Source organism: Sphingomonas xinjiangensis (assembly GCF_014199255.1).
In the GTDB taxonomy this organism is placed as follows: Bacteria; Pseudomonadota; Alphaproteobacteria; order Sphingomonadales; family Sphingomonadaceae; genus Sphingomonas; species Sphingomonas xinjiangensis.
Window position 1 is genome coordinate 26,394 of record NZ_JACIJF010000021.1, and the last position, 14,110, is coordinate 40,503.

At 60.6% G+C, this 14,110-nt stretch carries 11 protein-coding genes and 1 pseudogene; 9 read left to right on the forward strand and 3 right to left on the reverse strand.

All coding sequences use genetic code 11. The annotated features are described in order from the left end of the window. Positions 1-315 precede the first annotated feature (315 nt). Both FHT02_RS21695 and FHT02_RS18865 read left to right on the forward strand, forming a co-directional pair. Positions 316-1,188 (forward strand): annotated as a pseudogene (locus FHT02_RS21695) (PAS domain-containing protein); the annotation flags it as partial. Between the two features lie 101 nt (positions 1,189-1,289). Then, positions 1,290-3,026: a PAS domain-containing protein gene (locus FHT02_RS18865; protein ID WP_221239586.1), complete on the forward strand. Its 1,737-nt coding sequence runs from the start codon at positions 1,290-1,292 to the stop codon at positions 3,024-3,026. A 76-nt stretch (positions 3,027-3,102) separates the two neighbouring features. Here FHT02_RS18865 and FHT02_RS18870 read toward each other — a convergent pair whose 3' ends face one another. Then, a complete protein-coding gene (locus FHT02_RS18870) occupies positions 3,103-3,408 on the reverse strand; it encodes a hypothetical protein (RefSeq protein WP_184091357.1) in 306 nt (101 codons plus the stop codon). A gap of 421 nt (positions 3,409-3,829) precedes the next feature. Here FHT02_RS18870 and FHT02_RS18875 point away from each other — a divergent pair, with 421 nt between their 5' ends. The 3 genes from FHT02_RS18875 to FHT02_RS18885 all read left to right on the forward strand — a co-directional run bounded on the left by FHT02_RS18875 (position 3,830) and on the right by FHT02_RS18885 (position 8,482). Further along, a complete protein-coding gene (locus FHT02_RS18875; RefSeq protein WP_221239584.1) occupies positions 3,830-6,640 on the forward strand; it encodes a PAS domain S-box protein in 2,811 nt (936 codons plus the stop codon). Positions 6,641-7,230: 590 nt separating this feature from the next. Next, complete coding sequence (locus FHT02_RS18880; RefSeq protein WP_184091358.1) at positions 7,231-7,791, forward strand: sigma-70 family RNA polymerase sigma factor; 561 nt, start codon at positions 7,231-7,233, stop codon at positions 7,789-7,791. Next, positions 7,784-8,482, forward strand: a complete 699-nt coding sequence (locus tag FHT02_RS18885; protein ID WP_184091360.1) for an anti-sigma factor — start codon at positions 7,784-7,786, stop codon at positions 8,480-8,482. Before FHT02_RS18880 ends, FHT02_RS18885 begins: the two co-directional genes overlap by 8 nt. Here FHT02_RS18885 and FHT02_RS18890 read toward each other — a convergent pair. Continuing rightward, complete coding sequence (locus tag FHT02_RS18890; RefSeq protein ID WP_184091362.1) at positions 8,448-9,179, reverse strand: Crp/Fnr family transcriptional regulator; 732 nt, start codon at positions 9,177-9,179, stop codon at positions 8,448-8,450. The two genes, FHT02_RS18885 and FHT02_RS18890, sit on opposite strands and share 35 nt — an antisense overlap. Before the next feature lie 175 nt (positions 9,180-9,354). Here FHT02_RS18890 and FHT02_RS18895 point away from each other — a divergent pair, with 175 nt between their 5' ends. The 4 genes from FHT02_RS18895 (at position 9,355) to FHT02_RS18910 (ending at position 13,582) form a co-directional block, all read left to right on the forward strand. Then, positions 9,355-10,341 (forward strand): ferritin-like domain-containing protein, encoded by a 987-nt coding sequence (locus tag FHT02_RS18895; RefSeq protein WP_184091364.1) that lies wholly within the window; start codon positions 9,355-9,357, stop codon positions 10,339-10,341. Between the two features lie 22 nt (positions 10,342-10,363). Then, positions 10,364-11,368 (forward strand): ferritin-like domain-containing protein, encoded by a 1,005-nt coding sequence (locus FHT02_RS18900; RefSeq protein ID WP_184091366.1) that lies wholly within the window; start codon positions 10,364-10,366, stop codon positions 11,366-11,368. Between the two features lie 98 nt (positions 11,369-11,466). Beyond that, on the forward strand, positions 11,467-12,276 hold the full coding sequence (locus tag FHT02_RS18905) for an outer membrane protein (RefSeq protein WP_184091368.1): 810 nt from the start codon (positions 11,467-11,469) through the stop codon (positions 12,274-12,276). A gap of 475 nt (positions 12,277-12,751) precedes the next feature. Then, entirely contained in the window at positions 12,752-13,582 is an 831-nt protein-coding gene (locus tag FHT02_RS18910) for an alpha/beta fold hydrolase (RefSeq protein ID WP_184091370.1), read from the forward strand. A gap of 60 nt (positions 13,583-13,642) precedes the next feature. Here FHT02_RS18910 and FHT02_RS18915 read toward each other — a convergent pair. After that, positions 13,643-14,110: GlxA family transcriptional regulator (locus tag FHT02_RS18915; RefSeq protein ID WP_184091372.1), on the reverse strand; the 468-nt coding region annotated here is incomplete at its 5' end.

Sequence of the window (14,110 nt, forward strand, 5' to 3'; positions counted from 1 at the left end):
GACGCTCATGCTCGGATGCGATTGGACCGCAGACCCCAGTGATCATGCGGGTCGGGTAACGGCAAGAGCCCGGCTTCCAACGAGCCGTACTCCACTTTGGTTGAAAGACACGCGGGCTGGCGAGCGGGAGGCCGGGCTGATACGTCGACAGCGACAACGGATAGGATTCAGATGCTTAGCTTCCTTGTGAATGGCGGCGGAATGGGAGCAGCCATTCGCGCTTACGACTGGACGCAAACTGCTTTGGGTTCACCATCCGACTGGCCGACCCCGCTCAAGACCCTGATCAGCGTCGTGCTAGGTTCGAACCAGCCAATGTTCGTCGCCTGGGGCGTCGAGCAGACGCTGCTCTACAACGACGCCTATGCGACGATATTGGCCAACAAGCATTCCAATGCGCTTGGTCGTCCCTTCATGCAGGTGTGGTCGGAGATCGAGGCTGACCTGATCCCGATCGTCGAGCAGGCATATGCAGGCCTGCCCGTCCATATGGATGATATCACCCTCATGATGAACCGCCGCGGCTATGTGGAGGAGACGCACTTTGCCTTCTCCTACACGCCGGCCAGGGGCAAGGATGGTATAGTGCAAGGTCTGTTTTGCGCATGCACCGAAATCACGGAACAGGTGCTCGCAGAGCGACTCCGCGCCGCCGATACCGAACGTCAGCGCCGCTTGTTCGAGCAAGCTCCAGGATTCATCACCATTCTTCGCGGCCCAGAGCACGTGTTCGAATTCGCCAACGCGACATTCCGACGCCTGTTTGGAGAGCGTGAGTTCGTCGGCAAAACTGTGCGTGAGGCTTTTCCCGAGTTGGCGGGCCAAGGCTTCTACGAACTGCTAGACCGAGTGTACCAAAGCGGTGAGCGCTTCGTCGCCGACCACGTCCCGATCCTTCTTTACCCCTCCGGATCACAACCGGTCGAGAGAGTCCTCGATTTCATCTACGAGCCGGTAGTCGACGAAACCGGCACTGTGACGGGCATCTTTGTCGAAGGGCACGATGCGACCGATGCTCACCGTGCGGCAACCGAGCTTCGCGAAAGCGAGGAGCGAAATCGGCGGATCGTGGAGGGTGTGAAGGACCACTCCATCTTCACGGTCGACGATAGGAACAGGGTACTGGACTGGACCCCCGGGGCGGAGGCTGTGTTCGGTTGGTCGGCGGAGGAGATCCAGGGCAGGTCGGCTGACATTCTGTTCACGCCTGAAGATCGAGAAGCGGGCGTACCAGCAGAGGAACTAGCAACTGCGCGCCAAAAGGGTGCGCGAATGACGAGCGCTGGCACCTGCGCCGCGACCGGAGCCGCTTCTTCGCGAACGGGTCCGTTCGCCCCCTCCACGACGCCCAAGGTGCAATTGCCGGATTCATCAAGATTGCCCGTGACGAGACAGAGCGCAGGGCTGTCGAGGCGGCACTCCGTGACGCCGAACAGCGCTTCCGATTGGCCGCTAAGGCCACAAACGACGCGATATGGGACTGGGACCTCACCGCAGACTACGTTCAATGGAATGAAGCGGTAAGGGTGCTGTTCGGTTACGACGAGCAGCAAATCGAGCCGACCGGCACTTGGTGGCTCGAGAACATTCATCCGGAGGACCGTTCAGCGGTCGATAGGGCCATTCACGCGGTCATCGAAAGCGATGGCGAGCACTGGGCAGCCGAGTATCGGTTTCGGCGCGAGGATGGCAAGTACGCTGATGTGTTCGACCGCGGGCACGTGTTCCGCGACGCGCAGGGCAAGGCCGTCAGGATGATCGGGGCAATGTTGGACCTGACGGAGCGCAAGCGCTCGGAGAACGCGCTACGTGAATTGAACGATACCTTGGAGACACGGGTCGCGGAGCGGACTGCAGAGCTCATGGCCGCACAGGACGCGCTTCGTCAGGCACAGAAGATGGAAGCCGTCGGCCAACTCACCGGTGGTCTGGCTCACGATTTCAACAACCTCCTGACCGGCATCTCAGGCAGTCTTGAGATGATCCAGATGCGCTTGGCTCAGGGGCGGACAGGGGAGGTCGATCGCTACGTTGTCGCAGCACAGGGCGCGGCCAAGCGCGCGGCGGCGTTGACTCACCGACTGCTTGCCTTCTCGCGCAGGCAAACTCTCGCCCCCAAGCCAACGGACGTGAAACAACTCGTTTCCGGGGTGGAGGATCTTATAGCACGAACCGTTGGCCCGGCGGTGCAGCTCGAAACGGTGCATGCCGCTGGGCTATGGCCGAGCCTCATCGACCCGAGTCAGCTTGAGAACGCAGTGTTGAACCTCTGCATCAACGCGCGCGATGCGATGCCCGACGGAGGGACGATCACGATTGAGACATGCAATCGCTGGATGGACGAGCGCATGGCAAAGCAGCGCGGCCTTGATCCCGGTCAGTACATCTCATTGTGCGTTTCTGACACTGGCACCGGCATGGCACCCGACGTGATCGCCAAGGCCTTCGACCCGTTCTTCACCACCAAGCCAATCGGGGAGGGTACGGGGCTCGGCCTTTCCATGATCTATGGCTTCGCCAAGCAGTCGGGTGGTTCAGTGGCAATCTACTCCGAGGTGGGTCAGGGAACGATGGTTTGCGTTTACCTCCCGCGACACCTAGGCGATGCCGAGGCTGCCGAGGATGAAAGCGAGCTCGAGGCTGCACCACGCGCGGACGCTGGCGAGACTGTCCTCGTTGTTGACGATGAGCCGACCGTCCGGATGCTGGTCGCGGAAGTGCTCACTGACCTCGGCTATATCGCGATCGAGGCGGCGGACGGCCCAGCTGGTCTGAAAGTCATCAACTCTGATCTGCGGATCGACCTCCTCGTGACCGACGTGGGCCTTCCCGGCGGTCTCAACGGCCGACAGGTGGCGGACGCAGCACGGGCCGTGCGCTCTGATCTGAAGGTGCTATTCATCACAGGATATGCTGAGAACGCAGTTCTAAGCCACGGGCACCTTGCTGCAGGAATGCACGTCTTGACCAAGCCCTTTGCAATGGATGTGCTTGCAACCCGCATCCGCGACCTAATCGAGGGATGATGAGCTGGATCTATTATGAGCAAGGGAAGAGCGGCTCGAGGCGGCAGGTCACATCCGCCAGTTTGGCTTTGACGTTTCAACAGGGCAGATCCTCCCTTGGAGATCGGCGTTCAGGGCTCCTGATGTCCGCGATCTCATTATTCGATAAACCTACGCCTTCCTCACGTAGGAAGCTTAAGAGCTCGGCGACCTCCTGAGGTTCAAACCGCAGGTCGAGCTTATCCATCTGGATGGAAGTCGACTTCTGTTTGTCCAACGACATATCGGCAACGATATCCGCGCACTCTGTCAACGTTCCTTGCCCTACCACATCTGCCGTTGCGCCGTCGTCACCTCCGGCAGCGTAGATTGTAGCGGGTTCACTAAGAGGGTAAGTCGTCATCGCTGTTCCAATCGATAATCGTTGAGGCGAGAACGTGCGAGGGCGAAGGTTGGACGCAGATGTCCCACTGCTCTTATCGCACCGCACATTTCGATCTGTTCCTATCGTCTGTCGCGAATGTGCTAACTTTTGAATGTCTCGTATGTCGCCACTTATGCGACATCGGCCTGGCGCTGACGGTATACGTCACCGGCCACTTAGCCGGGGAGGGCACAGCGGCCAAAAAATCGGCCACCAAAGTCTTGCCGCGCGACTCGCGTTCGTGCGTTGAGGTGGCATGAGCGAGACCAACCCACGTAGAGCCCCGATCTCCATTGCCGACGGCGAGATGGCAAAGCGCATACGCACGCACGGGTGGGCTGCTACTCCCCTCGGACCAATGGACGCTTGGCGGCCAAATTTGAGGGCGGCTCTCGGTATAATGCTGGCCACCCCAGAGCCAGCATCAATCCTGTGGGGAGCTGATCGTATTCAGCTCTACAATGATCCTTATATTCTGATCGCGGCAGAGCGACACCCGCGGGCCTTAGGCGAAGCCGCCGCCGAAAATTGGAGCGAAGCCTACGGCGATTTTCTCGGCCCGATCCTTGATCGCGTTTTCGCCGGTGAGACGGTAGTGGTGAATGACTTTGCAGTGCCACTCCGCACAGGGCGCGGGGACCTTGAGGAGCGCTTCTTCACTGGTCACTTCCTGCCAATCACTGATGACCTCGGGGGCATCGAAGGGGTGTTCCACTCCCTAACCGAAGTCACGGCGACGGTGCGCGCCGCCGCGCAGCTGCGTCAAGGCGACGCACGCTACCGTGCTCTTTTTGAACAAGCCGCGGCTGGCTTCGCGCACACCGACCTTCTTGGCCGCTTCACCGAAGTTAACGACCGCTTCTGCCAAATCACTGGTTACACCCGAGACGCCCTGCTGAACATCAGAATGCAGGACATCACCCATCCTGACGATCTAAGCGCCAACATGCTCATGTTTGAAGCTGCGAGTGCTAACGGTGAGACCTTCGAGATCGAGAAGCGCTACCGTCGTCCTGACGGATCGACCGTCTGGGTACGCAACAGTGTTGCAGCTATGCGAGAAGAAGGCGGCAGGATCAAAGGAACGTTGGCAGTCTCGGTCGATATAGGCGACCAAAAAAAGGCTGAGCAAGCACTGAAGGCGAGCGAGGCGCGCCTGCGCTTCTTTGGTGAACTGGAGAAGCGCCTCTTCAGCTCTGCTGACGCCTTCGATGCCATGCTTGGTGCAGCCGAAATGCTCGGTCGCAAACTCAATGCGTCGCGTTGCGCCTATGCCGACGTCGCCGCCGACGGCGATCGCTTCTGGATTCGCAGCGATTACAATGCTCCTGGCCTAGAGAGCTCGGTTGGAGCTTACAGTCTGGACCTGTTTGGTCCGCGTGCCGCAACTGACCTGCGCGCGGGGCGAGCACTGGTGGTGTGTGATGTCACAGACGAGCTTGCTCCTGGAGAGGGGCGGGAGATGTTCCAGGCGATCGCCATTGATGCCATCATCTGCTGCCCACTCGTTAAGGAGGGGCGTCTCACCGCGATGATGGCGGTGCACCAGGATCAGGCGCGGTTCTGGACCGCCGACGAAATCTCCCTAGTCAAGGAAGTTGTCGAGCGCTGCTGGGCCCATGTTGAGCGGGTGGGTGCCGAGGCTCGGCTGCGCGAGAGCGAGGAACGGCTACGTTTAGCGGTCGATAATGCCGAGGTCGGCTTCTGGGACGTGGACCTGGTCAGCGACACATTGATATGGCCGCCAGCTACGAAGGCGATGTTCGGAATTTCGGCCGACGTGCCGGTCACTATGCACGACTTCTATGAGGGGCTGCATCCGGATGATCGCGAAGCGACTAGTGCAGCGTTTGCGGCAGCGGCAGACCCAGATCAACGCGCGCTGTACGACGTAGAATATCGCACGGTTGGAAAAGAGGACGCTGTCGTACGCTGGGTTGCTGCCAAGGGGCGCGGACTTTTCGACGCGGCGGGGCGCTGCCTGCGTGTTGCTGGGACCGCGGTGCAGATCACGGCGCGAAAGGAAGCTGAGGAGGCTCTGCGCGATCTTAACGCCACGCTGGAAGCGCGGATCGCAACTGCAGTTGCTGAGCGCGAGGAGGCGCAGGAAGCCCTTCGTCAAAGTCAAAAGATGGAAGCGATGGGCCAGCTCACGGGTGGCGTGGCACATGACTTCAATAATCTGCTGACCCCGATCGTGGGGAGCCTCGACATGCTCCAGCGCAAGGGACTGGGCGGCGAACGTGAGCAGCGCCTCATCGCGGGGGCAGTGCAATCAGCAGAGCGAGCCAGGACGTTGGTCCAGCGGTTGCTTGCCTTTGCACGACGGCAGCCTTTGCAGCCCGTGCCCGTCGACGTATCCAAGCTCGTCGCCGGCATGGGTGACCTTGTCTCGAGCACCACGGGCCCTCAGATCAAAGTCGTAGTCGAGACGGCTGACGACCTGCCGCCTGCCAAAGCGGATCCCAATCAGCTCGAGATGGCACTCCTCAATCTGGCGGTGAATGCACGAGACGCCATGTCGGATGGTGGCACGTTGCGGATCTCTGCAAGCCGGGAGTCCATTCGCCCGGGTCACCGCTCGAGACTCCGAACCGGGCACTACATCCGCCTGTCCGTAGCGGACACAGGTATAGGTATGGACGAGGCGACGCTTGCACGCGCGGTCGAGCCTTTCTTCTCCACAAAAGGGATCGGCAAGGGTACTGGACTAGGCTTGTCGATGGTGCATGGGCTCGCGTCGCAGCTGGGAGGCGCCCTAACCATCCAAAGTCGTCCGGAACTCGGAACCAACGTCGAACTGTGGCTGCCGCAGAGCGCCATAGCGCCAGACTCGCCTCAACTCGATAGCGAAGCAGCGATACCCACGATTGTTGGGATTGCACTGCTTGTAGATGACGAGGAACTCGTTCGGATGAGCACCGGCGACATGCTGCACGACCTCGGTTACACAGTCATTGAGGCCTCATCGGGTGAGGAGGCGATGCTACTGATAGAAGCGGAGACATCCTTCGATCTGCTCGTCACGGATCATCTTATGCCTGGCATGAACGGCACCGATCTGGCGCTCGCGGCGCGAACGTTAAGGCCAGGACTGCCGGTGTTGGTAGTATCGGGCTATGCGGAGAATGAGGGCGTCGATCCCAGGCTATCGCGCCTGGCAAAGCCCTTCCGGAAGGATGAACTCGCCGCGAGTTTAGCTCAGCTTTAAGAGCGAGAAGATTAGCGGCCTGCTGGTGCCTCTGGTCGGCCCTCACATCGTTGACGCCCTGAGTTTCGGACGTCTCGTATGTCGCCGCTTTGCGCTAACGGCATGTCTGTTGTTGGGTGGGTTGCTGCCCGTGCGATCAACTGCTGAATCTTACTTGGTCGTTGTCGCTAATCGGTCAAGCCGGGCTCCACGCGATCCCCCAGCTATGTTCGTCAGGTCTGCAACGTGCCGCGAAGGCCACCATGGACAGGCGCATCGCCCGCCCGGAGCAATTTGCCACCCGCAGCATCCAGCTTGTCAAAAGTGGCTGCACTTGCCTCCTGAGAGGCGACGCTATGCGCCAATGCGAACGCACGCGCTTCTTCAGCCCGTCACGATCTATGTCCGTTTCAAGTGCGAATGTGAGCCAAGTGCCCAGAACGAACCCCTGCGTCTTATCGTCATGAGTTGGCTGCTCCCCCAAATCTGCGCTTTAAATGACGCGGGGCAACAGCTGAAGTGCCGCTTACCAAAACGTGCATCGTTATCGAACCGGATCCGTAACGCTTCCGCTGCGTTACCGCTCCCGAACGATCAATGGGTGCTTGTGAATGACGGCCGCTGAACCCGCCAGGAGGCACCTCGTCTCGACGTTAGAACGCGTCGCTCAGGGTGACAGGGCGGCGCTGCGCGAAGTCTACGAACTCACCTCGGCGAAATTATACGGGATCTGCCTCCACATACTTGGCGAGCAAGCGTTGGCAGAGGATGTACTTCAAGAGGTCTATATCCACGTGTGGCAAGGTGCGGGCCGGTTCGATCCTGCCCGCGCCAGTCCGATTACGTGGCTCTGCATGATCGCTCGGAACCGGGCGATAGATTGGCGCCGGTCCTCGCATCGATATGAGGAGGCGCTCCTCGCTGCGAGAGGAGCGGCGCACGGTACGGCCCAGACCGGCGAGTGGGATTACGGGGGAGACGACCGAGCCGGCCTCTTGCGCCGCTGCATGGACGCTCTTGAGGAATCTCCGCGCACGTCGATCCGCTCCGCGTTCTTTGAAGGCTTTACCTATTCCGAGCTTGCGGCGCATGTTGACGTGCCACTTGCCACGATGAAGAGCTGGGTCCGCCGGGGGTTGGCGCAATTGAGAAGGTGCATCGACAATGGCTGATGCGGCGCTCTCTTCCGAGGAGTTCGACTTCCTGGCAGCCGAATTGGCGCTCGGCGTCGTAGAAGGCGAAGATCGCGTGCGCGCTCTGCGGCTTACATTGACCGACAGGAGCTTCCGCGCGGCGGTACAGGAATGGCAGGACAGGTTTGCACCCATGCTCGCCGCTATCCCCGCCGTCGAAGCACCCGAGATCTGGCCCAGGCTCGAAGCGATGCTCGAGCCAGTCGCACAGACGGGGATCGTTCGGAGGCTCAAGGCCTGGCGAATTGCGGCAGTGGCGGCGAGTGGGGTTGCCGCGGCCTTGGCGATTTTACTCGCCATTGAAACTGTTCCGCAGCCTCAGCCGCAGCCGGTCACGGAAGCTGCGGTTGCGCAGCTACTCACCAAGTCGGGCGAAGCGCTGTTGGTCGTCCGACTGGATCAGGCGAGCGGAACTCTTCGGGTCAGAGCGGTTGCCCTGCCAGGAGGGCAGCGCGTGCCCGAACTCTGGGTCATCCCAGCAGGCGGCACGCCGCAGTCGCTGGGGCTGATCAACCGGACGGGCACCAGCGAATTCGCCGCTCGACCAGGTCTGCGCGCGTTTTTGCGTGAGGGATCGACGATCGCAGTGACGCTGGAGCCGTCCGACGGCGCGCCACACCAAGCGCCGAGCGGTGCTATTCTGGGATCCGCACCGCTGTCGACGCTTTAGCGCTGACCCGATTGGTCTTGCCGAACGGGCCGATGGCGCTTGCGTACTGCGCCTCCACGGTTCCGTATGCAGCGCCCGCGGCTTGCTCGAGCCCCGCACGATCTTCGATCAAAATGTGACCTCGCTTACAGCGAAGTAGCCCATCTCCCTCCAGAATATGCAGGCAATCCGTGATGGTTGCGCGGCGCACGTGAAGAGCGTCGCCCAGATGGTCGTGGGTGAGTGCCAGAGAATTTTCCGCTGACCTATCGTGCAGCATCAGCAGCCATCTTGCCACCCTCCGTTCGACCGGGTGCGCCGCGTTCGATCCAATTGTGCACGCCATTTGGGCCATGAAATTGTCCACGAAACGCAACAGCGCTTGGTTCAGAGACAGGCTGACGCGACATGCCTCGAAGAGCCGATCGGCGCTAAGCGTAAGCGCTGTCCCCCCCTCCAGGGTTACTATCCCAGTAAGCGGTGAGTGATCGCTGCCTAGTAGTAGAGGCCACCCAAGCATCCCCTCGCGACCGACGAGGCCCACCTCCACGCGCTGGTGATCGCGGAAGCTGACTAAGAACGTTTCCGGGAAAATGACGCCTGCGACCTTCATGCGGGGAGAAAGCAGGACCTCTCCAGCGCCAAATCGAGTTTGTTGCAAATGGGGCGCGATCAGACGGAGATCAAACGGCCTTAGTGACTGCAGCAGCAAGTTCATCTGCCGCGCCGATCGATCGACTGCATCCTGACCTCATTCACAAACGAGTTATAAGATTCGTTCGGAATTGGTAGAAAGATGCACTCCGTACGACAGCGTACGGTTTACCTATGTAAATGGAACGGGCCCGTCACAGCCTTGTTCCAGGTGGACTGCAATCCAGGGAGGCAGTCCCATGACAACCAATACTGACGTGCTCGAAGCTTTTGAGGCTCGCGCAGAGCGCCGAAATGCCCGGCGTGATTTCTTCAAAGCCTTTGGCACTGCCTCAGCGATCGCAGGTGGCTTTGCGCTGGTGAACCAAGCCACACCGGCAGAGGCGCAGGCCGCCCCAAGCGATGGAGACATTCTGAATTTCGCGCTGAACTTAGAGTACCTCGAAGCGCAATTCTATTCCTACGCGGCAACCGGCAATGGCCTTGCCGCTAATCTGCTGGCCGGTTCCGGTACCGCAGGCGCGGCCACTGGCGGCAAGAAGGCGACGTTCACCGACCCGCTGGTGGCGCGATATGCTCGCGAGATTGCCGCTGATGAGATCGCGCACGTCACCTTCCTGCGCCAAGCCATCGGGGCAACCGTAGCGGCACAGCCGGCGATCGACATCAGCGCCGATCCGAATGGCGCCTTTTCCACTGCAGCGCGCGCAGCGGGGCTGATCGGACCCGGCTCGGCCAATCCCACGGCGACCGCGTTCGATCCTTACGCAAGCGACGAGAACTTCCTTCTCGCCGCCTTCATCTTCGAGGATGTCGGCGTGACGGCATACAAGGGGGCTTCACCCCTCATCTCGAGCAAGGTCTTTCTGGAAGCAGCAGCGGGCATCTTGGCGGTGGAGGCGTACCACGCGAGCCTGATCCGCACGACGCTTTACGCAAAGGGCATGGCGACGCCTTCGTTGATGCTAGTCGAAGCAACCGAGGCAATCTCAAATGCCCGCGACAGCCTCGACGGTGCCACGGATCTAGATCAAGGCGTTCGCCCCACGGGAACCGGTCAGACGATCGCGAGCAACATCGCGCCTCTGGACGAGAATGGCCTCGCCTACAGCCGCAGTGCAGGTCAGGTCCTCAACATCGTCTACCTCAACCGTGCGGCCGTCACCGGCGGCGGCTTCTTCCCGAACGGCGTCACTGGCGCCCTGCGCATGAGCGCAGCCAATTGAGCCTCACAGGGAGTTTATCGTCATGAGCCAGAACGACCTGATCCTCGAGGTTCTCGAGGCAAGCGAGCAACGCCGCGCAGCGCGACGTCGCTTCATCAAAGTAGCAAGCGCCGCTTCTGCAGCGGTCACTGGCAGCGCGCTCCTCAGCGCCTGCGGCGACAGCGATGACGGCGAGTTCGCGCCGATCATCACACCCACGCCCACACCCACGCCGGCATTGAGCGACGCCGATGTCCTCAACTTCGCGCTTAACCTGGAGTATCTCGAGGCGCAGTTCTATTCCTACGCGGCAACCGGTAGCGGCCTTCCAGCCAACCTCCTCGCCGGATCTGGCGCCCAAGGCGCTGTAACCGGCGGCCGTCAGGCTACGTTCAAGGATCCACTCGTTGCGCAGTACGCGCGCGAAATCGCGGCGGACGAAGTTGCGCACGTGCGCTTTCTGCGCGGTGCGATTGGCGCGACTGCTGTGGCACAACCAGCGATCGACATCGGCACTGACCCCAATGGCGCCTTCTCAAGCGCTGCCCGGGCTGCGGGTCTGGTTGGTTCAGGCGTATCGTTCAATCCCTATGAGAACGACGAGAACTTCCTTCTAGGCGCATTCATATTCGAAGATGTTGGCGTCACGGCCTACAAAGGTGCGTCTCCTCTCCTGACCAACAAGACCTTCCTCGAAGCGGCAGCCGGGATCCTTGCTGCCGAAGCATATCATGCGGGTTTGGTTCGCACTGTGCTCGACCGCAAGGGCCTCGTGACTCCAGCGCTGATCCAGGCGACGGAAGCGATCTCCAACGCCAGAGACAGCCTCGACGGCGCTAGCGACATCGACCAGGGAATACAGCCCACCGGCACCGGCGAAACCGCAGCGAGCAATATCGCACCGACCGACTCCAGCGGTGTGGCGTTTAGCCGTACGACCGGACAGGTGCTGAACATCGCCTATCTCAACAAGATGGCTACCGATCGCGGTGGTTTCTTCCCCGCCGGCGTGAACGGAACGATCCGTCTCAGTACAGCGGCCAGCTGATCGGCGCCACAGCGGCCCTGCGCAACCTAGCGGGGCCGCTGTGCAATTTAGCTGAAATGAAAGACAAAGGGACGAACAAGATGAAGAGGGAGACCATCATGCGTAGCTCCATTCTGACGGCCGCGGGGGCCCTCCTGCTGGCGACTCCCGCGCTCGCGCAGGAATTCAATGGCCCCTATGTTGGCGGCTCGTTCGGATACAGCTTCAACGGCGATGATGACGAAGAGACGATGCTATTCGATCGAGGCTTCGACGGCACCGACGATACGGTGACCACAACCGCTGGCACCAACGCCTTTTCGCCGGGCTTTTGTGGCGGTCGTGCCTTCGGCTCCCGCAACACCGGCTGTGGCGACGACCGCGACACGATCCAGTATCATGTGCGGGCAGGGTGGGACGTGCAGTTCGGTAAATTTGTCGTGGGCGCTGTGGGCGAGTTTGGCCGCAGCGAGGTCGGTGACAGCGTCGCCGCCTTCAGCACGACACCCGCATCCTATACCATGACGCGGACGATCGATTGGGAAGCCAATCTGCGGGCTCGAGCCGGTGTGGTTCTGGGGGAGCGGACGCTCGCTTACGTGACAGGCGGACCAGCCTATGCGCGGATCGACAACAGCTTCGAAACTACGAACACTCAGAACGCCTTCCTCGACAATGGCAAATCTCGCAGCTGGGGCGTAGTCGGTGGAGGCGGCCTTGAGCACAAGTTCACCCCCAATGTTTCGATGGGGGTCGAATATCTTTATTCCCGCTACAAGGACGACGATTACCGCGTCCGCGTGGTTCAAGGCATCGCAAACCCGATCAATCCATTCATCCTCTTTGGTGCACCCGGGACTGAATTTCGGCGCAGTGACCCTAGGTTCGACTTCCATGCTGTCAGAGGGACCCTCGCGTTCAGGTTCTAATCGCTGTGTCAGCTTGCATCTAGATAAGAATCTAACGTCCGTGGGGATGGGATGTAATTAGCAGGTCGCTGATCCGCGTGGCTACACGCCGGATCAGCCGCCGCAGAAGCTCGGTCCGATCTCGACGAGTGCGTCGCGCCAATGACCGAGCCTCATATTACCGGTAGGTGAGGATCGCTAGGGTCAGTCCAATGCGCATGGGTGAAACTTCCGCCGTAGCTCTGTCGCTAATGTGCTCACTTTCAAACGTCGCGCATATCGCTGCTTCTTCGACACACGCAGGGTCATGGTAATTGCGAACGGCAGCCTCGCGTCCGCCAACAAGAATGCCACTGCGCGTGCCACTCTAACCGCACTCGGGTCTTGTCAGTTATGCAGCGCTTTGTGTCACTTCTGCCAAGCGTAGGCTCAGAGCTGATCCTCTAGAGCATCTCCAGCAACGGCGTTCCTGCCGAGGAAGCAGAGGAGATAGCTCATGGCGACGATCACCACCCAGGATGGCACCAGCATTTTCTACAAGGATTGGGGCAGCAAGGAAGCGCAGCCGATCGTGTTTCACCATGGCTGGCCCTTGTCCGCTGATGATTGGGACAACCAGATGCTGTTCTTCGCGAGTGAGGGCTACCGCGTCATCGCGCATGATCGCCGCGGGCATGGACGCTCCAGCCAGACTGACACGGGCAACGAGATGGATACCTACGCCGCTGATGTCAGCGAACTTGCTGGGGCTCTCGACCTTCGAGACGCAGTTCATATCGGCCACTCGACTGGCGGCGGCGAAGTCGTTCGCTATGTTGCCCGATCTGCGCCAGGCCGTGTCGCCAAGGCAGTGCTTCTGGGTGCCGTGCCTCCGATGATGATGCGTGGCAAGAATAGCCCACAGGGATTGCCGCCGGAGCTTTTCGATGGGTTCCGCGCCTCGCTCATCGCCAATCGTGCCGATTTTTACCGCGAGATCGCATCCGGCCCCTTCTACGGGTACAATCGGGAAGGAGCACAGGTAAGCCAAGGCCTGATCGACAATTGGTCGCGCCAGGGCCTGATGGGCGGCGCCAAGGCACAGTATGACTGCATCACCGCTTTCTCGGCGACCGACTTCACTGAGGACCTCAAGGCAATCGATGTGCCGGTCCTGGTGATGCACGGCACTGACGATCAGTTGGTTCCGTTCGAGAACCATGCTCCACGCGCCGTGGAGTTGCTCAAGAACGGATCGCTCAAGGCGTATGACGGCCTGTCGCATGGAATGGCGGCGACACACCCTGCCATCATCAACGCTGATCTGCTCGCCTTCGTTCGAAGCTAATTGCAACCGAGGGCGGGCCCTGGCCCGCCCTTTCTGCACTGCGCGGCAGGCGCCTTCCGCCTACGCCGCCACGCCGAACCGGCGGCGATACTCAGTGGGCGCCAATCCCGTGACGCGTTGGAAGAGCTTACGGAACGCCGAAGGGTCACCATAGCCAACTTGCCAGGCGATCTGCTCGATCGGCCGCCGCGTTAGTTCGAGTGCCTCGCGAGCCTTCGCTATCCGTATCTGCTGCGCATATTCCGTGGGTCTGAGTCCTGTCGCCTTTTTGAAGCGGCGTAGAAAAGTTCGCTCCTCCATACCCGCGCGGCCGGCAAGCATAGGCACCCCATGATCCTTGGCTCCTGTCGCCTGCAGCCAGTGCTGGACCGCAAGGATGGTAGCGTCTCCATGATCTAACTTGAGGACAAACTGCCCATAGGGTTGCTGCGCGCGACCAGGTGGATCAACCAGGAAGAAGCGCGCAGTTGCGAGCATCACGCTTGGGCCGAGCAGTCGTCCGACAAGCGTGAGGCCGAGGTCGGTCCA